An 18,699-nucleotide genomic window follows, 5' to 3' on the forward strand; every position below is an offset into this window, starting at 1 on the left:
CCGCGCACCCCGAGACCGCGGCCATAAGCCCCGCTGCGGCAACACACGTAGCGACCTTGCGCCTCATCATCATTTCGCCTCTGCTGACGGCCACATCAATTCGGCGGCGTTAGGTGCGACGGACGAAAGGCTGACTCTGCGGGAGAAATTCGAGGCCACCTCGCTCGGATCCGCAGCAGGAGCAAACGCGGGGTATTCGTCGAGCATCACAATCAGTCGTCCACTGTCTTCGTCACCTTGAGTTTCGGAGCTGCCCTGCTCGTCCTTTTCGGCCGCGTTTCGTGCTGCGGTGGCAGCTTCCCTGGCTCGTGCGGCGAGCGTGGCGACAGTTGTATCGGGGGTTCGATCGGCGTGGTCATGGTTCTCCCTTTCCTGGCGAGCCGATGCGGTGCGTCCGGCATCGCCGCACGCTAACTCCGGACCTGGACTGGATGACGCCGTGCACGCACCTCCGTACAGAACCTGCAGCTCAGGCTCCTTTCATTTCGTCGTCAGCCCGGGAAATTCAGCCGGCGCTCTGGTACACAAGTTTCAAGAGCCTGCCCCGATTCGGCACCGGCGAATGGCAGGACTGGCCGAGTTGGTCGATCGCGTGGGGTAGTGTCGGCGGCACTGAGAATGCACCGGGTGAGTCGGGGCACACCATGTGGTGGCCTCCGACTTTTCTTTTGTGTGCGCCCTTCAGTTCTCTTGCGCGCCGATATCGCGGACTGCGTCACCGGCTGTGTCGGGGCCAGCTTCTTCCGCTCGGCGGGTGTCTACGACTCGGAACTGTGCCGGGATCCCGAGAATGTCAGGATGAAATGTCAGGTCCGGCCGGCGACGGCGCGACGTCTGGTCTTTGCTCATCGTTGTTCTCTTTCGGGTCTGTGGTCAGTCAGTTGCACGATCAGGCGTTCGCCAGGTTGTTGTCCAGGTCGCTCGTACGGCGCGAAATGTGCACCCACCACGTCCAATTGGATTCCTCTCGGAAGCAAATGATGTGAGTTGTTCATCCGTGAAGACTGCCCGTAGTACATTCCCCGTTCTGTCGAGATCTCGAAGACGACATCTGTCGGGCGAGTGGTGGAATCGAGCTCGTGTAAGGAGTGCGTCGCTGCAGTGAACCGGTCGAAGGACAGCACCGTGCCGGGTTGAAGCGTGGCAGGCAAGTCCGCCGGGTTGACCACAGCATTGGGAACGCTGACGGAGGTGTAGACGAGATGTCCGCGGCCGGATTCACGTTCGTACCTCTGGATGGCGCGGTCGATACGTTGCACCTGCTTACGCCGGTTGTCGTCGAGTTCAACGGCATCGCCGGCAACCGCAGAAAGCGCGTTGTTCGTTTCCTTCCAAGTGTTCGGGTCCGACGTCAATGCCGACAGGGCGTTGTACTGCGCCTGCGGCATCGAATCGAGCACCTGCCGTTTGGTGGCAGAGCGTGCGTTTTTCTGCCGCGCGGACAGCGAGCGACGCAGTTCGATCGCGGCCGGCAGTTCTCGGCGCAACCTGTGGTTCTCGATCGGTGCCGGCGTCGGGCGTGGATAGGCCCGGTTGAGATCTCGACTTGCACGGGTGAGGCCGGGCAAGTTCTCTGTCGCATGGTCGAGTTCGCGTGCTCCGCTGCGAATGTCGCCGCGAGTGTTATACGCGTGTTCCGAGATCAAGGCACCTTCTTTGCGGGTGGCGATGTCGCTCTCTCCCCGATCTGGGTCGAAGACGCCGTTACCGCGGTCCGGACTGATCCTGTCGTGACTTCTCCCCATCAGTCCCGCTCCTCGAATTCGGAGAGCTCTCCGCGTAGCTCCGCCAACGCGGACTCTCGTGCGCGCCGAAGGTCTGTGAGGTCGATCGCCAACTGACCTATCGCCGAAGCTGCCAAATCATCGCCGGCCGAGTTGACCAGAAGGCCCTCGATGGCCTGGTCCCCGTCGTGAATCCTGTCGAGAGATTCACCGGCAGCGATCGATTCCTGCAGCTCGAGCAGATGGCGACGATAGCTCCACAACGCAGCTACACGTGTGAGCAGCGAACGCTCGACCCGCTCGAGCCATCGGCTGCTCACCAGGTGAGCTTCCCTCGCTGAGAGGGCTTGCGGGCTGCTACCCGCCGCCGGGGTTCCCAAAGTTGCTCGCACTGTGGCGAGTTCACCGGCATGCGCGAGAATTTCGGCCAGTTGCTCGTCGAGATTCAGGCGTATGCGGCCTATGTCGAGATCCTCACTGGCCCATACAGGGACGGTGCGGATCTCGTCGACGAGTGCCGATGCCGCCAACGCCAACCGCAGCTCGACATGCGCTCCGCCCGCTGAGATCAACGTCTGCAGAGCTGTCACAGCGACGCCGATCTCGGTTTTGTCCTCCTCACTCAGACGGAGTGGATCGCGGCGGGTCCACCACCACAACCCCACCGCCTCTATCCCTGCGGCGAGACCAATGCAGACAAGTAATGCGACGAATGGGTTAGCCGGCGCAGTCACGCCCGCAAGAACCGGGACAAGTCCGATCAGAACCGGCGCGAGAAGAGCGAGCGGAATCTTCACCTCCTCACCGCCGGCGGTGCGACCGGTATGTACCGTCGTGCGCCACACATCGCGCCGAGGGTAGTAGTCGAGCGACGAATTTCCTTCCCATCCAGGCTCGTCAGCACTCCACGTCTGCTCACGCCTGAGCCCGACGATCTCCGCCACGCGCTCGCTGAGCATCTGCTCCCACAACCGGTCGAGCGCGCACAAGAATTCTTCGCTCTCTGGATCCACGTCGATGTCGGCGATCATGGACCGCACTGCGGTTACTGCACTATCTACGCTCACGTCACGCTCCGACCAGATCCGTTGTAGGTGAATGCTCCCGGTGATAGGTCTGCGCACGGACAAGCAGCCGATCGAGCGCTTCTCCGACGACCTGTGGCTGTTCCAGACCCACCATGTGGCGGCCACCGGCGACGGCAACGAGTTCGGCGTTCGGCAAAAGCGCGGCCAGCTGCTGTGAATGCAGGATCGGAGTGACCCGATCTCTGGTTCCGCACATGATCGATACCGGGATTCGCCCGAGCGCTCCCACCGCGGCAGACGCGTCGTAGAGACGCAGGTCCCGCAAGAATGCCGCCACCGTCGCAATCGGTGTCGAGTGGACCATCTCGTACGACGTCGCTGCGGCTCGGAGGCCCGAGCCGGGAGCCATGGGACAGGTCGCGCCGATGACGGGCGTCAGCAGCCGTCGCGAGAGACTCCAGCTGCGCCCCACCAACCTTGGTGCATGCGCGCACGCACCGCCGAGCAGTGAGACTGCCGGGGTATTCAACGCGCGCCCGATGCCGGCGCCAGCGACGTTGCTCAGGGCTGTCGAGATCAACCCCACCCCGACCACACGAGATGTCGAATCGGCGTGTTGTGCGAGGTACGACAACACCGCCATACCTCCCATCGAATGACCTACGAGGACAACGGGTCCGGTGGGCGCTACCGCACCAATGATTTCCTCGACGTCGCGCCCGAGCTGGCTGATCGTGTAGGTGCCGGCATCGGCACCCCCTGAGCCACCGTGACCTCGGTGATCGAAGAACACCAACCTCGCCCGCTCGCCCCACTGCCTACTCACAGAGCGTTGCTGAGGCTCCCAAGCACCGCCGTGTAGGCAGAAGCCGTGCACGAAGACCACCGTCAGCGGCGCCGTTCGGGATCCGACCTCGCGGACCGCGAGTCTGGTTCCGTCCGCGACAACCAGCGTCCGCGAGCGGCCCTCCTCGCGGTTCACAGCGGCCCGCCCAAAGTCCTGGTGAACTGTCTGCAGCCGGGGCTTTCACCGCTGTATCGCAATGTGCGGCACCCCGGATGTTCCCACGTCGGAGTATTCGGCTCTCTCACCTCGAAGCCCAACTCGCGCCCGAACTGCACCCGTTCCGGAAGGTCCTCCGTCGAGCCGTACAAGCGACCGTTGCCTGCCGTGTCGTCGGTGAGCTCGGCGATCAACCGCTCGATCAGCGCGGCCCGGACAGTGGTCGCGTCGGGAACATCCGGGTTGACGACGAGAGCTTCGACGATGCGGGTTTGTGCAGCAAGCCGCTCACAACCCTCCGGAGACCAACCTGCTTCACGCGCGGTACGAACCAGCCCATGAGGCGCTGATGCCAGCGCGTACCCGAGCTGCCGATATTCCGACGATGCGACAATGCCCACCGTTCCTGCGCCCCCAAGCCCCGCGGGAACGTCGGTGCCCGGCGACCAGTGCCGGTGGAGCCGGCGCATCTTCTTCGCTTCCGTCGGATGAATACGAACAATCTCGACAGTCATCAGGTTCACTCCTCGTCGTCCAAACGGCATGTGGGAGGACCATAGGTTCGAACCTGGACAGGACAGCGCCAACCACCGCGCTGTCCCTTTCCGAACCGTCCTTCTTTCAAGCCCGGTCTAGTGGGAAAGCGCGCTCGACGGGTTGGCTGTCGAAAGGAATCGGTCCGAGATGGCGGATCCCTCGGCCGGGCCGTCGGTGAGCAGTTCTAATGAACTCGCCCACAGGCGAGGGGGAATCCTCGTCTCTGAACGAAGCCTCGCACGACATGAAGAGGAGTTATATCAATCTATTTCGGCAGGATCGAGATCCTCCGCAAGCGTGTAACGCGCGGTAGGCGAATTTGGGCCGAATCGAGCCTCCGAGCTGTCGATCATCTGTTGAACCAGAGTGCACATCTTCTTGAAGCGTCCAGGTTTGAGTCTGGGCGTTTCAGCTCCGTAACGGACAGTTTTGCGCTTGGAAGCCAAGTCAGCAACGAGGTCAGCGTGTTCCTTGGGACTGTTTTCATGGTCCGTCCATTGCTTGAGCCACGCGCGCCTTTCTTGGTGACTTTGGGTGGTGTTTCCTTCTAGAAGCATTAGGGCCTGAACGGTCAATTCCGCTGCCGAGTGCAGATTGTCGAGCGCCACCGAAAGGTGGGCTTCGCTGGCGATCGCGACATCGAGGAACTGCTGCGCTTTGACGAGAAGACCTTGGGCACGGGGTTTGTACCGGCGGAAGTCGAAGTGCAGAACGAAACCTTCCTCGACTCGCAGATAGCAAACCCACCCACTGTCGGGATGGACGGCTTGTTCTTGAGGTCTGATGTTGACGATGTGAGTCTCTACCTCGTCGCGGTCGCAAATAACGTCTACGTATGCTTCCTCGCCCAGCCGAACAATCGCATCTGGTTGGCCCGGTTGGATTTCCACGAGGAATCGGTCGATCGAAGTGGGGTCTGTGTCGAGATCGCGCTTTTTGAGTTCGGGCGCAATGAAGCTGTCCAACATGCTCTTGAGGACGTTCTGGCTGAACTGTCTGCGCTGCGCAACCAAGTCGGGAGTCTCTGACATTCGCACCACATTAGACACAACACAGGACAGTCCTTGCCCTCTCGGAACTTCGACCTGCCGCGAAGAAACAATTCCCTGCCCACGCGACATCCGACTCCACATCGGCGGTCGCCGTCTGTGTCGGCCTTGTGGTGCACACTGAAACTCACAGCGACCGGTAAAGACGCCGGTACGCGAGCGATTGGACACAATCCATGACTGACCAAGAGAAGACATCGTCTCCCGATTTCACTTCCAAACCCGAACCACTCTCGACCGCCGACCAATCAGGTGCCGATTACGTCGAAAAGTCCCTCGATTCGTTGCCTGTGCCCGCTGCAGAGGTAACCGTTCAGCAGCAGGAAACGCCAGAGGACGGGACGCCCCGTCGGCCACTGTCGGACATTGTGGGCGATTTTGACGACTACTCATGACGCTTAACACGTGGTTCAGCATCCTGGCGTTCTTTGTATTCGCGGCGCCAGGCTTGCTGTACGACCAGCTCACCGCGAGAAAGGCTGTTCGGCGCCGGGAATCAACATTCACCGAAATCGGTCGAATCGCTTTGGTCTCAACCGTGTGCAGTGCCGTGGCCTTCGTCGTATTGCTTGCGCTCGCTGGGCTGGCCAGGTGCGTCAACTGGCATCCGATGCCAGACTTGTCCGCCATGATTCGAGGTGGAAGTAGCTACATCACAGGACACATTATCGCCGTTTCCATCGCCGCGGTGCTGGGTCTGACAGTGTCGATGTTGGCCGCGTGGGGCGCGTTCGCGTACGTCAACCGGAAGAACCCGGCCAAGATTACGTACACCTCTGCCTGGGCGAAGTTGATGCGCGAAGAACTACCGTCGCCGACGACGGCTGTCCATGTTCGGGCCACATTGGAGAGCGGAGCCATTTGGTACGGGAGAGTGGGCGCCTTCTCCCCGGATATGGAAGTCGCTGACCGTGAGATCGTGCTCTGCCCACCGCTCTCCGTGCAGAATCCTCGCGGGGAGTTGAGCGATTTGCCAGCGCAGTGGCAGCGGGTGGTACTCCGAGGATCGGAGATCGCCAGCTTGGCAGTCCACTACGAAAATCCGCCTGCCGCCAGTAACGGGTAGTCAAGAGAACACGAGAATGGGGCTGTACCCGCACGGGATGCAGCCCCATTTTGTTCTGCTTGGTCGACACCGCGTTCAGTCTCCGGGTCGGGTGCGAAATGCTGTTCATTCGGGCTCCGCCAAATCCGTTCGCAGTCAGTGTTGCAACGCCCGTTGATCAAACTGCGCCAGCGTGTTGCTGAACGTATACGGCAACGACGCCTTTGCTTGGATGATCATTCCGAACGTGTCCCGGTGTGGTCTCGCAATGCCTTCCTCGTCAGCGAGCATCCAGTGGGGGCCAAGCGAACCCGTAAACTTGGACATCTCCAAGTGCGCATCCTCCAGCCCCAATATCTGCAGTTTCAACGTCGCAGAAACACATGCGTAGTAGCGATTGTCGCGGTCACGGTAGGCATCAGAGTCCCGCTCCATGGTCGGGTTATCACTCGACACCAACTCAGCAGCCCGGTTCATAGCCTCCAGTGCGGACAAGAGAGCTTCAGTGACCTGCTGTCGGCGCTGAACTGCGCGATCCTCACCGAGTGTGGCCTGATGCAACGCTCTGTCGGATCGGGCCTTCACGAAGATCCCCAAGAACGCGATGCTCGCCGCACCCAATGCGATCGCCGCCGCGATGATCGTTGCCTGCCCCTGCGTCAGACCTTCTCCGAGCGCCATGATCAACACGCTGCTTTTTCTACCCTTCACAAAGTCTGTCGCGGGACCCATTCAACTGAATCGAGGAACAGGGATGTTACGTCCTACCAACGGCCACACGCCCTCAGCGGTCCGGCCGAGTGGAATCTCGGTGCTGACGATATCGGCTACCGAATAGGCGATACGCCCACATCGGCGGCATTGGCCGGGCAACTGCTGAAATCGGATCATGGCCCAATGTTCGTCGCAGAGTAAGTAGTCCACGGGGGCGTTGCCATGACAACAGTCTTTGACGACCGCTGCCCACCGCGCTGCGCGCACGAAACCGACAGGATCATCGGCAAAGTACTGCGGGTGCTCGGCGCAGAACTCACACGGAAGTTCGGTGTGAACGATGCCTGACTTCACGTCCCTAGCTGTTGTGGGTATGGACGTTGCTGACGCTGGATTGAAGTAGACGGGCTGGCCCTTCGCGGCAGGATGGAAGTTGCGAAACAGACCATCAACAGCAAAGGGACCAGCCCTGTGACACACCGTAATGCTCCGCTGACTGTGGAGGGAAGACGACGACTCATCGAGCGGTGCCGCACTCGTCCGATCGCCCACGTCGCCGCCGAAATGGGCATCTCCCGACAATGCGCCTCCACGTGGGTCAACCGGTACCGCAAATACGGTGAACTGGGATTACAAGACAGATCCAGCGCACCGAACCATCAACCCACCGCCACCGCCGCAGAGATCGTGGCCGAGATCGAAGCGATGCGCCGGACCCGGAAATGGTCGGCCGCGCGCATCACGTTCGAACTCCGAATGGACGGAACGGTCATCGCTCGCCGGACGGTCACGAAACTCCTGCGGGATCTTGGTCTCAATCGCCGCCGGTTCATCGACCCGAACGGCGAAACGAACCGCAAACCCCAGGTCATCGCCGCGAAACGGCCTGGTCAGATGGTGCACGTCGACGTGAAGAAGGTCGGCCGCATCCCTGACGGCGGAGGTTGGCGCGTCCACGGGCGAGGTTCCGAGCAGGCCAAACGATCACAACGTCGGAAAACGAAGAACAAGCAGGGCCGCGTCGGCTACACCTATTTGCATTCCGCGATCGATGGCAACACCCGTTTGGCGTACACCGAGGCCAGAGACAACGAAACTGCCGCGACAGCCATCGATTTCATGAACAACGCCCGACTCTTCTTCGCGGCGCACGGCATCACCCGGATCGAGCGCGTGATCACCGACAACGGATCATGCTATCGGGCAGCAGATTTCACTGCTTCACTGCGGGAAGCGCGGCACTACCGGATCAAGCCGTACACGCCGAAACACAATGGGAAAGTGGAGCGCTACAACCGCATCCTCGCCGAAGAACTGCTGTACTCCCGCGAATACATCAGCGAAGCCGAGCGGCGCACTGCCGTCGAGGTGTGGAACATTCACTATAATTATCACCGACCGCATTCAGCACGCGGAGGACGACCGCCTGCCGCTTACCGCCGGCACCGCGTAACTAACGTCCGTGCCTCATACACCTAGCTCTCTCGTCCATCCTCTTCCTCTCCTCCACTTCCCCATTCGATATTCATCCCGGTTCAAGACGACTTACTACCGCCGGATGCTTCTGACTCGATAGAGATGCCACGTTGCGCGCTCGGCCAATTCACACACTGTCGCGTGTTCGAGGACATGCGGCGCCGGCAACGCGTCCTGCCCAGTCTTGGTCAGTCTGGCTGCGTACCGCTCGAAGAACGCGACCAACACACGGGCACGCACCACCGGCATCCGCAGCCCGATCGGGCCCGACGACTTGCCCGCCACGCGTTCGAAGTGCGCGACCAGCCCGCGAATGTCCCGATCAGGGACAGGGACGTCAAGAAGTGCACCGAATCTCCCGACCTCACGCACATTCTCGACATGCGCCGGCGTCATGTCGCCGCTGTGAGCTCGTCGTACCAACTCCGTCAGAACCTTGATCCCTTCCGGAGAAGTAGGCATCCGGTGAACGTCGACGGTGATCCCGGTGGCTGCTTGAACAGCATGAAATTCATCCAATGCGGCAAGTCTTTCGTCATCGCGCTCCGGAGTGTCTTCCGCATCGAGATCCGCAGCGAGGCGTGTTGCGCATCCGTGTGCGGTCATCACGTAGAACTGTCCCAAACTGACCGACTCGACTGTCGTGCTTCCGATGGCGTTGTCAGTGCGCATGTCCTCCTCCAGCTCACGGATCATCGTCGACACCACATGCAGACGCCGCACACCGGCCGATCCCGGAGCATCCGATGCCGGCAGAGTGCGTTCGGCGACCTGGTGAACGTGATCGAGTAACTCATCCACCATTTCCACCCGGTTCGGCGAGTGAAAACGATTCCGCCGGCGCCAGCGCATTGTCCAGTTCCTCTCCTCGGTACGGCCGCATTTGCGTCAGATTCACAACATCCACCAGCCCGCGGGCAAGGCAATAGCGAGTGCTGTGCCGACAACGAGGTACGGAGCGAACCCGAACTCCACACCCCGGACCTTTCTGCCTCCGAACACCTTGGCTACCGCCACCCCTATTACCGCCAGGATATTCGGCAGCAGCACTGCCGAAGCCACGTTCATCCAACCGACCCATCCGACAGCTGCAGTGAGAATGAAGCTCAACCTCACATCCGCCAAACCGGGGTGACCGCGCGTAATGATCGCGAATACCAGGTAACTGGCGAATATCGCGGCGCCGGCCACCACAGCACGAAGACCCGCGGCAGGGTCCTGATCGATCACCACTGCCATCGCGCCGAGCAGCAGACCCGCCGCGGTGACTGCACGGATCAACGGCAAGGGGAACCGCAAGGTGAAGTGGTCAATCCACGCGGCCCAGACAGACAAAGCCGCCACCGTGAGCCATGCCGGCAAGATCGCGTCGCCTCCGGCGGCCATCACCGCCCCGAACCACAATCCTGCTGTTGCCACTGCCGGGACGATTGGGCGACTGGTCGGCCTCACGGGAATCTGCACGAGTGCACACAAACTTGCCATCATCGGACGCACCGCCACGCTCACCACCGCCCCAGCCAGAGCAGCCAACGCGGCGACCGACCACAGACCAGCCTGCTCGTGACGACCGAACGCCCAGCGAGCAGCGATCCACACCGCCACACTCACAGCAATGACACCCAGGATCGGCAGATACGTCGAGAGAGGGGGTTTCCGCCTTCCTGCGTCGGCGGCGGTGACAAGCCCCGGTCGATGACCAGGGCCGGACGCTGTGGGCTCGGCCTCCTCCGCGGAGAGAGAAGTCGAAGCACCGTCGGCAGTATTCTCCGACTCCACATTCGATTCGGCCATCTCAGAAAAGCTCCTTCAGCGCGTCCATCACCCGTGGTCACAGGCAGAACCCGACCCTAACCGCTCTACCGGACAGCGCGGGCTTCCGAACTCATCGGTTAGCCGCTGGGGCGTGCGCTGTCCATGCCATGGACTATCACTGACCGCACATCTCAGATGCCTGAAAACCCGCTCGCGCTGCTCTCGAACGACGATGTTCCCGCATCGTGACCGGACTCGCCGCCGCCAAAACCACTCGAAAACTCACCAGTAGAGGCAACATCACCCTATGAACGCCCCCATCGGAAAAGCTGCCCACCACCGCGCTCGACTCCAGCCGGCACGTTCCTCCCGTCCAGCATTGATCGTTCACACCTTCAGCGAATACACCCACCACATCCGCAGCGGCGCCAAACGACTGATCATCGACGCCGACCCTGACCTGTGGTTCGACCTCGGCCATGTCCCGCACGGAGTCGATGTGAAGATCATCGGTCAATCGTGTGCCGGAATCAGCGGAGGATCCATCGCTGCCGCCGGTCGATGCTTCCTACAGGCCTCCCACCGCGCCCGTGTCACCGCCTACGAATTCGCGCACGTCGAAGCATTCGATGGCGTCACCATCGAAGCACGCGGGAAAAGCCACATTGTCGGTACCGATCACGCCAAGATTCGCGCCGAAGATCAGGCTGTCGTCTTCGCCCACTCCCAGTGCCACGTCCAAGCGGCCGGCCACACTCTCGTCGCAGCGACAGACACTTCCTCTGTCTCCATCAACGGCGACGCACACGTCCGCGCCAGCGCCGGAGTGCACATCATCGGAGTTCCTCAGTCGAAGAATCTGAGCATCGAACCGCGCCCGATCAGTCGACTGGCCAACCAGCTCAACATGTAAGGCCCCGCAAGCGGCAGTTAATCGCAGAGCCTCAGCCAGCCGACGACCGATACACCGTGAGATCAATCGACTCCTGATCGCGGAAACTCGACGCCAACAATTCCACCGCCGGCACAATCACTTCACTCTCGATCTTCCACACCACCGACGTCGTCCACCCCACCAACCCGCCAGGCCCCGGCGTCGCTTCACCGAACAAACCTTCCAAGGCGTCCCGCCGGTAACCGAAGATATCCACCAGGTCATCAGCGGTGTACCAGTACTGCCGCAACGGATCCGGGTCATCGGCGTGCAGAGCGCTGCCTTCGCTGATTCGACATGGTTCAGTACTCATCTACATGCCCTCTCTGTGGTGCGGTCCGCCCTGCGCCGTCTTCACGTCGACAATCCGCACGTGTGCATAATCCGGGTTCTCCACAACGTATTTCGAACGCTCGATGCGCCAACGAGCGACAAGCATCTCCAGCTCCTGAACCTCCCGTGGATCCTCGAGATACTCACACGCGAAGTCGAGCCACGGCACATAATGCCGCAGGCTTTGACCGATCCGTCCGGACTGGCCACCGATCACGCTCTCGAGCACGATCAGTTGTCGCTCGTCCTTCATTCGTCGGCGCAACGCTTTCTGATTCACTTCGACCAGCGCGAGCTCCGCCGCAGCCACCGACTCGCCTACCCCATCGACGCGGGAGCCCATCTCGTTGCGATGGACGACCGCATCGACGAACTCGCGACAGACCGACGCTTCAGCCCCTTCCGGGAGCATCGCCATAAGGGCAAAGCCGCGTTCCTCAAGGAGCTCGAAACCGTGTCGATTACCTCGGCCATACCAACAACTCATGACCAGCGACCGCTCCCACGCCAACGCCAAGCGCCTCTCGAGAAAGGGAAGCGCCCGGGCGGCCGCCACGAACTGAAAATCACACTTCCCAGCGATCTCACGCGCCGATTCCCAGTCCACACTTCCTGCAGGAGAACTCATCTCACGTACAGCGCGCATTCGCCCACGAAGATCCGCAGCCGCGGCGGCGGTGTCTACTCTTACCGCGTACTTGTTGGATCGAGAGCGCAAGAACCAGAGGGTCATGCGGCTGAGCCTAATCTCCGCATCTCCAAGCAGGGGTGCAGTAGCATCGTCAGCGGCGCATTGCTGGCGTAGTGTGCTCCGGCTCACCGCATCGATGTCCATCGTCGATGCGGTGAGCCACCTTCAAAGAATGGCTCAGACGCGAACGGCTCCATCGCCGACAACCCGTTGATCCTGTTGGCGACTCCGCATTCGTTCCGCGTGCCGTTTCTGCCACCGCGCGTGTTTGACCTTGAACCGCTCGTCGAATTCCTCCCACAGCGGCAAAGCCTCTGTCTTCCTCGCGGCGAGAACATCGACGGGTTCCGGTCCGGACGCAAGCGCTGGAACCACATCGCCGACTTTGAGGCGATCGACGAGCTCCGAGAACAACCACGCCGGGCAACCCTCCCCCCGAAGCGCGTCGACTGCGTCTGGTTCGTCGTCGATCCAGGCAACTATCGGGCTCGTCTCTGCGTAGTGGTTTTCCCATCGCCACCAATGCCGTCGTTTGACATCGAGCGCCCGCCGCACAGTTCCGTCCACCCACAAGCTCCGTGATTCGATGTGACCGGGCGGCAACGACTTCGCCCGGATCCACCGATCAGATGTCCGATTGAACTGGTCCAAGCGGGTTGTGCTGTATGCAATGGTGAAACCTGCACTGTCGAGCGCCCGAACCAACTTTCCGCCTGCGCGGTTCAGGGAAGCTTCACCGAAATGGGTATGAAACCGCTTCCAATCTCGATCGGCGTATGACGGCGCGGCGATCAACCCCTCGAAATTGTGCATATCCGCAACGACGCCATCGATGTCGACAACGACAGTCGGCCCCGGGCGGGGAGCATCCAGCCACGGTTTCGGACGATCAAGAAAGCTTCGATTCTCCGTCATATCCCCAACGATATGGGCAGAGACAGACATTGAGCACGGTCCCGCGACCCACCCGTACGAATCCTCCGATGCATCTAGTTGGCAAAAGGCCCTGTTCACGCACTCGAACAGGCCTTCTTTGATGCTTCTGGCCTTTAAGGCTCACCGGTCAACACAACTGACCGCGATTGCCGATCGCCCACGTTTACCCCACCCTCAGTGCCCAAACGAGAACCGCGCGACCTCTCGATCTCTGCGATGTAGACAACAGCAAAGCCGACCACTACGACCGCGACGGCCACGACCAACCATCGCTGTCCCATCCAACCCGCCGCCACGCCAAGATTGAAAATACTGTGAGGCACAACTAATCCCAAGAGCGATCGATAACGGTAGTACGCGAAAACAGCAAACCCGCCCCACAACATCGCCCCGACTGCCAACTCCCACCCCTGATATACGTGTAAGGCTCCACGAAGAATCGCTGAAATGCCGATCACCACGATGAGGTTGATCCGGAATCGCAGACCTACCAATGCCGCTAGCCCGGCAAAGAAGACCTCTTCCATCAACCCCGCCAGCAGGACCGGCTTCACGACGTCCCAGGAGAACCAACCACCCTCGACCGAGGGACTGCCAGTTGAGCCCTCACCGACAAATGCCCGAAACGCAATTGCCAGAGCCTGACCGACCGCCCAAATTCCTGCAGCTCCGAGGAACCGCCGACGACGGCCCACACCTGCGAGCCACGGCGCAGATCGATCGACCGGGCCCCAGAATCTGCGAACTACCAAGAACGTGAACCACCCGCACGCCACCGCCACGCTAGTAGCGATAACGTCCTCCGCAATCCCAGGATCGGGCGAAACATCTACTGCCGCCCCGGAAGTCGGATTGAGATACTGGTCGATCGACGTCCAAATTACGTTGGACCAGAACAACAGCAGGATTGACGCGGGGACACCGATCAGCAGAACCAAATGCATCCGCTCGCTCCACCACGCCCACCAACGGCCCGTCCCCCATCTGAAGCGCTCTCCTCCTGAATCGAAGTCGGCAGCTGCCTCATCCAAACTCCCCCACCCGCTCGAATTTCACAATATTGACACCCACAACTCAACCAGACTGACGCTCCACAGTTCTACACCGCCACAAGGTAATCCAACACGCAACACAAGCACGCAACTGCAAGCAACGCGAGACTGCGATGGCCGCCCGGGAGAAGACCAATCAGGGCGGACTGTAGTCAACTACCCAAGCGCCCTCGGTCCGGCGGAGAGGCACCAGCCATCGGTGGCGATGATCTCGCACGACCACCTCAGCCCCCAAGAACCCCAACACCAGCGAAGTCGAAAATACAGCCGACAACGGAACCAACTCAGCCAACAAAATCCCCTCACCGTCCCTCGCGAAATCCGAAGCAACATCGAGGTCGGTCGTAAACGACGACAGAGGCTGCGCGCTGTAATCATGAGGTACCCGGCGCGCCGCCAGTTCAGGCCAAACCTCAGGCCGCGGGCTTACCCCGAACTTCCCCAGCCCCCGCCACAACAAAACATAGCGACCCCGAACACCGATCTCGGCGAATTCGCTACGCACCACCATCGGGATCGCAACTGCCAAAGCTGCAGCCAATCGCGTCTCTCCACGATCGACCCCCGACAGGCTGTCCAAGGCCAGATACCTGCTTGTGCTGTCAACGGCCTGGTGCATCAACATCGGCCACGGAAGGTCGACTCTCGCATTCCAGTGCACGGCCAGTTGGTTAATCTCAGCACCAACCGAATCCCCGAATTCAGATCTGAGTGCATCCTCAAAGGGGTTGGGGTCGGGAGATTCTGCGTATGGGTTCAACGTCGCCGACAAGTCCGAAATCAGCTCCGGATCAACCGCATTCACACAGGCTCGCAATGCCGAGACGCGGGGTCTGTCCAGAAAACGGTGTAATTGATTGATTTCTAACTACTTTCGTCCGGCAGACAGCCGTCCGTCGAACGTTATCTCGAAGGCATTCAGTGCTGCCTTCCATCGGTTGGACCAGCGTTGGCGGGCGGTGCCTTTCGGGTCGAGGCTCATGATGGCCAGATACACGCATTTCAAGGCCGCGGCCTCGGTCGGAAAGTGTCCACGGGCCTTGACAGCCCTGCGGATTCGGGCGTTGACACTTTCGATGGCGTTGGTCGTGTAGATGACCTGCCGGATGGCGTTGTCGAATTGTAGGAACGGCACGAACTCAGCCCAGGCATTGGTCCAGAGCCTGATGATCGCGGGATAGCGTTTCTCCCATTTGTCACTGAACTCTGCGAATCGGTCGAGCGCGGCCTGCTCCGACGGCGCCGTGTAGACGGGTTTGAGGTCCTTGGCGATCTCGGACCAGTCCTTGCGGGAGGCATAGGCGTAGGTGTTACGGAGAAGATGGACCACACAAGTCTGCACGATGGTCTGTGGCCACACTTGCTCGATCGAGTCGGGTAGATGCTTGAGACCGTCGCACACGACGATCAGAACATCCTGCACACCACGGTTTTTCAGCTCGGACAACACCCGAAGCCAGTACTTCGCTCCCTCCCCGTCGCCGTGCTCACCGGCCCACAATCCGAGGATGTCGCGGGTGCCGTCGACAGTCACCCCCATCGCGACGTAGATCGGCCGGTTGGCGACGTTGCCCTCGCGAATCTTGACGTGGATGCAGTCGATGAACAGCACCGGGTACACAGGGTCCAACGGCCGGTTCTGCCACTCGGCCATGCCTTCCATCACCCGCTCGGTGATCGTCGAGATCGTCTGCTTGGACACATCGGCTCCGTACACCTCGGCCAGGTGTGCAGCGATCTCACCGGTCGTCAAACCCTTGGATGACAACGAGATCACCATGTCCTCCACGCCTGAGAGCCGACGCTGCCGCTTGGCCACGATCTTCGGTTCGAAGGAGGAATCCCGGTCACGGGGCACCTCGAGTTCGACCGGGCCGGCCTCGGTCAACACGTTCTTGGTGCGTCTGCCGTTGCGGGAGTTGCCGCTGCCCCTGCCTGCCGGGTCGCTCTTGCCGTATCCGAGGTGGTCGTCCATCTCGCCTTCGAGCGCGGACTCCACGACTAGCTTGGTCAGCTTCGACAGCAATCCACCATCTCCGGTCAACTGCAGCCCTTCGGCTCGCGCCTGCTCGACCAGCTCTTTGAGCCGCGCATCGCTGATACCCGGCTGAGCCGAGTTCGTCTCTGTCTCACGATCAATCACATCAGTCATAGTGGCGTATCTCCTTTCAGAGTTACACCGTTGTTCTTACAGTCCCGAGACGCGGACAGCAACATCAGTCGCCTGCCTGTAGTCCTCAACCCTAGCTGCATTGCGGGATGCCTCACGAATATGAACCGACCACGCACCCAGATACGAGAGCTTTTGTCTCGCAGTCAGAAATGACGATTGCACTATGGCCCTCCGGATTTCACCCAATGACAACGATGTTTCCTCGCTCGGATCCCCGGTCAGCACGTGTAGTTACATCCCCTCGACAATGATGTTCGGACAAGCGGCGTCTGCTTTGCCTGGCGAGCTGGCCGGTACCAGGTGAGGAAGTTCAGGTTCGTCATCAAGGGACACCGGGCCGTCCCACGGAGCTACCAGTGACGAGTCGTATTCCCAACCGTCACAGGACAGGTCGTCCACCCAGATCACCGTCAGGGAACAGTCGAAATACTTCTCCGCGAATGCCATGATGGCCGGGAGCCGATTCTGATCAAACCAACCTCCCCTACCGACCTTGATGTCGCATCCGAATGCGCTCGGCCTTATCCTGGCGACGTATTCGCCTGGCGCCGAGCGTAGGACCACGTGATGATAGGTGCCCACCTATGATTCCCTTCTCGTTCTGCCGACAAAGATGCCCGCGTCACTCGAACTGGACAGTTCAAAATGACGCGGGCATCCATTGGCTGAATTCAGTTCGGTGTGACCAAGACCTGCAATTCGCCTACCCGCCGGTCGTACATCGACGTCAACGGAGTGGGGGCTACACCGCCCATCGTGCCGCCTGGCCAAGTGGCAGTCCACGTGACCACCCAGTTGCTGGTGGCGCTGACCTTGAAGACGTCTTGCGGCTGTCCAATGGACGATTTTGCGAGACGATGTCCGCATGTGGGCGATGGAGTTCCGCTGGCGGGCGAAAGAGGGCTGGCGTCAACAGCATCGGTATACGGAGTGAACGGCAGCAATGCACCCGGGCACAATTGCACGTCTCCATCGCCGTGATTGATGAGGACACCGGTGTTGATGGCGTTCGCGGTGACGGTTACCACACCCGAGGTGGCTGCTCGGTTGACCGGGCCTGTCGTGGATTCGCGAACGTCGTTGGGGCACATGAAAGCCCAGCTCTCCTTACCCACGAGACCGGTACGTTGACCTCCACCTGAGTTCGCAGGTTCAGGTGTCCAGCACATCGGAGGCTTTTCGAGCTGCATAGCGGTGATCGCCATAGACACCGTATTCATGATCTCCGCCATTGAGGGCGGCGTCGGCGGGATCTCGATACCGGGTGCCGCAGGCGGTGCGGGGCATCCCCCCGGTGTGCCGAGACATGCGCCTTGCAGGATCGCGTTGAGGGTCCCGGACGGAGGTGCAGCAGCGGGGCCGGCGCCGCCAGTACCCGCACCGCCTCCGCCGCCTCCTGCGTTGCCAGCCGCGGCCCCCGCGCCGCCTCCCGCGGCCCCCGCGCCGGCGCCTGAGCCCGCGGGCGCACTCACGTAGCCGCCACCCACTGTCACATTCGCACCACCGGGCGAGGACGATACGTCAACTCCACCTCCACCTACGCCTGGCTGCGCCAACGCTGATTGACTCCCCGTGACCAGAACGCCGCAAACCAGTGTCGCAGTGGCGAAAATTCTCATTGCTAGTCGCATGATTGCACCTTCTCAACTGTTTGACTTGTGACGCGCCAGCCATTCGAATCAGGCCACGCGGGGTTCCGAACGGTGATGTTGGTGGACTCGAACTGGCCGCGGTCGGGCTTCATCGCACTTGATCCGTCCGGAAATACGGCATTCCAGCCGGAGATATCAGTGCAGGCCTGAACGTGAACCCACGCGGCTTCCGCGCGGGGTTTTCCCTGATCATCTACCGGTGCGCTCAGATCCGTCACCGAGGATTTGATGACGGAAATGGCTCCGGTACTGGTGATGCCTTGCGACCGTCGAAGCATGATGTCCCCGACTCGGTCGTTCAAGACTGGGTCCCCAGCCACACCGCCGATCGCATCCACAGAAGCTGTTGGGTCAGCTTCAATGCTTCCGAGGGCAGCATAAAACTCGTTGACCTTGGCGATCGCTTGGCTCCGCGCTTGCTCGTCGGGCGTCTTCGCCTCGGTCTTGCCGTCTGGACCATCGAAAGCGGGGTTTCCGGTTGCAGTGAGAGTGACGTTCGGCTCGTCGGAATTGCTGGAACAAGCTGCGACGCCGGCTAGTAGGGCAACAGCTGCGACTGCTGCTGCTGTGGTTCGTCGAATTCTGTTGTGGGCCATG

21 protein-coding genes are annotated in these 18,699 nt (G+C 60.9%); 3 read left to right on the forward strand and 18 right to left on the reverse strand.

Annotation, left to right across the window (positions count from 1 at the left end):
- Positions 1 to 681: 681 nt before the first annotated feature.
- From EHW12_RS34885 to EHW12_RS32460, 6 genes are all read right to left on the reverse strand, one after another.
- A complete protein-coding gene (locus EHW12_RS34885) occupies positions 682 to 849 on the reverse strand; it encodes a hypothetical protein (protein WP_156423061.1) in 168 nt (55 codons plus the stop codon).
- On the reverse strand, positions 846 to 1,745 hold the full coding sequence (locus EHW12_RS32440) for a hypothetical protein (RefSeq protein WP_125053226.1): 900 nt from the start codon (positions 1,743 to 1,745) through the stop codon (positions 846 to 848). The genes EHW12_RS34885 and EHW12_RS32440 overlap by 4 nt, the downstream gene beginning before the upstream one ends.
- Positions 1,745 to 2,791 carry a hypothetical protein gene (locus EHW12_RS32445; RefSeq protein ID WP_064445014.1) on the reverse strand — a complete coding sequence of 349 codons (1,047 nt, stop codon included), beginning with the start codon at positions 2,789 to 2,791 and terminating at the stop codon, positions 1,745 to 1,747. The genes EHW12_RS32440 and EHW12_RS32445 overlap by 1 nt, the downstream gene beginning before the upstream one ends.
- A 1-nt stretch (position 2,792) precedes the next feature.
- Positions 2,793 to 3,734, reverse strand: a complete 942-nt coding sequence (locus tag EHW12_RS32450) for an alpha/beta hydrolase (RefSeq protein WP_125053228.1) — start codon at positions 3,732 to 3,734, stop codon at positions 2,793 to 2,795.
- Complete coding sequence (locus tag EHW12_RS32455; RefSeq protein WP_238592780.1) at positions 3,731 to 4,270, reverse strand: hypothetical protein; 540 nt, start codon at positions 4,268 to 4,270, stop codon at positions 3,731 to 3,733. Before EHW12_RS32455 ends, EHW12_RS32450 begins: the two co-directional genes overlap by 4 nt.
- Before the next feature lie 282 nt (positions 4,271 to 4,552).
- The gene (locus EHW12_RS32460) at positions 4,553 to 5,323 is read right to left on the reverse strand and encodes a HEPN domain-containing protein (protein ID WP_164490671.1); all 771 of its coding nucleotides are present in this window, start codon (positions 5,321 to 5,323) and stop codon (positions 4,553 to 4,555) included.
- A 409-nt stretch (positions 5,324 to 5,732) separates the two neighbouring features.
- Between EHW12_RS32460 and EHW12_RS32465 the strand changes: the two genes are divergently transcribed.
- Positions 5,733 to 6,407 (forward strand): DUF6338 family protein, encoded by a 675-nt coding sequence (locus tag EHW12_RS32465; RefSeq protein WP_064445009.1) that lies wholly within the window; start codon positions 5,733 to 5,735, stop codon positions 6,405 to 6,407.
- Positions 6,408 to 6,542: 135 nt separating this feature from the next.
- On the opposite strand, the gene EHW12_RS32470 is transcribed toward EHW12_RS32465, so the two are convergent.
- A complete protein-coding gene (locus EHW12_RS32470; protein WP_241199216.1) occupies positions 6,543 to 7,067 on the reverse strand; it encodes a hypothetical protein in 525 nt (174 codons plus the stop codon).
- A 504-nt stretch (positions 7,068 to 7,571) separates the two neighbouring features.
- Between EHW12_RS32470 and EHW12_RS32480 the strand changes: the two genes are divergently transcribed.
- The gene (locus EHW12_RS32480; RefSeq protein WP_125050546.1) at positions 7,572 to 8,579 is read left to right on the forward strand and encodes an IS481 family transposase; all 1,008 of its coding nucleotides are present in this window, start codon (positions 7,572 to 7,574) and stop codon (positions 8,577 to 8,579) included.
- Between the two features lie 69 nt (positions 8,580 to 8,648).
- On the opposite strand, the gene EHW12_RS32485 is transcribed toward EHW12_RS32480, so the two are convergent.
- Positions 8,649 to 9,380, reverse strand: coding sequence for a hypothetical protein (locus EHW12_RS32485; RefSeq protein ID WP_238592781.1), 732 nt, complete (start codon positions 9,378 to 9,380; stop codon positions 8,649 to 8,651).
- Positions 9,381 to 9,470: 90 nt separating this feature from the next.
- Positions 9,471 to 10,370 (reverse strand): hypothetical protein, encoded by a 900-nt coding sequence (locus tag EHW12_RS32490; RefSeq protein ID WP_164490672.1) that lies wholly within the window; start codon positions 10,368 to 10,370, stop codon positions 9,471 to 9,473.
- Positions 10,371 to 10,638: 268 nt separating this feature from the next.
- Here EHW12_RS32490 and EHW12_RS32495 point away from each other — a divergent pair, with 268 nt between their 5' ends.
- The gene (locus EHW12_RS32495; RefSeq protein WP_125053236.1) at positions 10,639 to 11,244 is read left to right on the forward strand and encodes a hypothetical protein; all 606 of its coding nucleotides are present in this window, start codon (positions 10,639 to 10,641) and stop codon (positions 11,242 to 11,244) included.
- Positions 11,245 to 11,275: 31 nt separating this feature from the next.
- Here the strand turns inward: EHW12_RS32495 and EHW12_RS32500 are convergent, their stop codons facing one another.
- The 9 genes from EHW12_RS32500 to EHW12_RS32550 all read right to left on the reverse strand — a co-directional run bounded on the left by EHW12_RS32500 (position 11,276) and on the right by EHW12_RS32550 (position 18,698).
- Complete coding sequence (locus EHW12_RS32500; RefSeq protein ID WP_064445006.1) at positions 11,276 to 11,578, reverse strand: hypothetical protein; 303 nt, start codon at positions 11,576 to 11,578, stop codon at positions 11,276 to 11,278.
- Complete coding sequence (locus tag EHW12_RS32505; protein WP_241199217.1) at positions 11,579 to 12,205, reverse strand: hypothetical protein; 627 nt, start codon at positions 12,203 to 12,205, stop codon at positions 11,579 to 11,581. It abuts the gene before it with no gap.
- 261 nt (positions 12,206 to 12,466) lie between these two features.
- A complete protein-coding gene (locus EHW12_RS32510) occupies positions 12,467 to 13,204 on the reverse strand; it encodes a hypothetical protein (protein ID WP_241199218.1) in 738 nt (245 codons plus the stop codon).
- 134 nt (positions 13,205 to 13,338) lie between these two features.
- Positions 13,339 to 14,169 carry a CPBP family intramembrane glutamic endopeptidase gene (locus tag EHW12_RS32515; protein ID WP_125053240.1) on the reverse strand — a complete coding sequence of 277 codons (831 nt, stop codon included), beginning with the start codon at positions 14,167 to 14,169 and terminating at the stop codon, positions 13,339 to 13,341.
- 244 nt (positions 14,170 to 14,413) lie between these two features.
- Entirely contained in the window at positions 14,414 to 15,082 is a 669-nt protein-coding gene (locus EHW12_RS32520; RefSeq protein WP_238592774.1) for a hypothetical protein, read from the reverse strand.
- 63 nt (positions 15,083 to 15,145) lie between these two features.
- Positions 15,146 to 16,429 carry an IS256 family transposase gene (locus EHW12_RS32525; protein WP_125053242.1) on the reverse strand — a complete coding sequence of 428 codons (1,284 nt, stop codon included), beginning with the start codon at positions 16,427 to 16,429 and terminating at the stop codon, positions 15,146 to 15,148.
- Positions 16,430 to 16,681: 252 nt separating this feature from the next.
- Positions 16,682 to 17,032, reverse strand: a complete 351-nt coding sequence (locus EHW12_RS32535) for a hypothetical protein (RefSeq protein WP_064445003.1) — start codon at positions 17,030 to 17,032, stop codon at positions 16,682 to 16,684.
- Between the two features lie 89 nt (positions 17,033 to 17,121).
- A complete protein-coding gene (locus tag EHW12_RS34890) occupies positions 17,122 to 17,922 on the reverse strand; it encodes a hypothetical protein (protein ID WP_241199268.1) in 801 nt (266 codons plus the stop codon).
- A gap of 149 nt (positions 17,923 to 18,071) precedes the next feature.
- Positions 18,072 to 18,698 (reverse strand): hypothetical protein, encoded by a 627-nt coding sequence (locus EHW12_RS32550; RefSeq protein ID WP_064445002.1) that lies wholly within the window; start codon positions 18,696 to 18,698, stop codon positions 18,072 to 18,074.
- Position 18,699 lies beyond the last annotated feature (1 nt).

It is taken from the genome of Rhodococcus sp. NJ-530, from assembly GCF_003860625.1.
In the GTDB taxonomy this organism is placed as follows: domain Bacteria; phylum Actinomycetota; class Actinomycetes; order Mycobacteriales; family Mycobacteriaceae; genus Rhodococcus_F; species Rhodococcus_F qingshengii.

Excerpts from the sequence above, each read along its gene's own strand:
- EHW12_RS32550 (WP_064445002.1), bottom strand. The coding sequence starts at position 18,698 with ATGGCCCACAACAGAATTCGACGAACCACAGCAGCAGCAGTCGCAGCT.
- EHW12_RS32460 (WP_164490671.1), bottom strand. The coding sequence starts at position 5,323 with ATGTCAGAGACTCCCGACTTGGTTGCGCAGCGCAGACAGTTCAGCCAG.
- EHW12_RS32525 (WP_125053242.1), bottom strand. The coding sequence starts at position 16,429 with ATGACTGATGTGATTGATCGTGAGACAGAGACGAACTCGGCTCAGCCG.
- EHW12_RS32495 (WP_125053236.1), top strand. The coding sequence starts at position 10,639 with ATGAACGCCCCCATCGGAAAAGCTGCCCACCACCGCGCTCGACTCCAG.
- EHW12_RS32455 (WP_238592780.1), bottom strand. The coding sequence starts at position 4,270 with ATGACTGTCGAGATTGTTCGTATTCATCCGACGGAAGCGAAGAAGATG.
- EHW12_RS32485 (WP_238592781.1), bottom strand. The coding sequence starts at position 9,380 with ATGGTGGATGAGTTACTCGATCACGTTCACCAGGTCGCCGAACGCACT.
- EHW12_RS32470 (WP_241199216.1), bottom strand. The coding sequence starts at position 7,067 with ATGGCGCTCGGAGAAGGTCTGACGCAGGGGCAGGCAACGATCATCGCG.
- EHW12_RS32510 (WP_241199218.1), bottom strand. The coding sequence starts at position 13,204 with ATGACGGAGAATCGAAGCTTTCTTGATCGTCCGAAACCGTGGCTGGAT.
- EHW12_RS32490 (WP_164490672.1), bottom strand. The coding sequence starts at position 10,370 with ATGGCCGAATCGAATGTGGAGTCGGAGAATACTGCCGACGGTGCTTCG.
- EHW12_RS32515 (WP_125053240.1), bottom strand. The coding sequence starts at position 14,169 with ATGCATTTGGTTCTGCTGATCGGTGTCCCCGCGTCAATCCTGCTGTTG.
- EHW12_RS32465 (WP_064445009.1), top strand. The coding sequence starts at position 5,733 with ATGACGCTTAACACGTGGTTCAGCATCCTGGCGTTCTTTGTATTCGCG.
- EHW12_RS32500 (WP_064445006.1), bottom strand. The coding sequence starts at position 11,578 with ATGAGTACTGAACCATGTCGAATCAGCGAAGGCAGCGCTCTGCACGCC.
- EHW12_RS34885 (WP_156423061.1), bottom strand. The coding sequence starts at position 849 with ATGAGCAAAGACCAGACGTCGCGCCGTCGCCGGCCGGACCTGACATTT.
- EHW12_RS32440 (WP_125053226.1), bottom strand. The coding sequence starts at position 1,745 with ATGGGGAGAAGTCACGACAGGATCAGTCCGGACCGCGGTAACGGCGTC.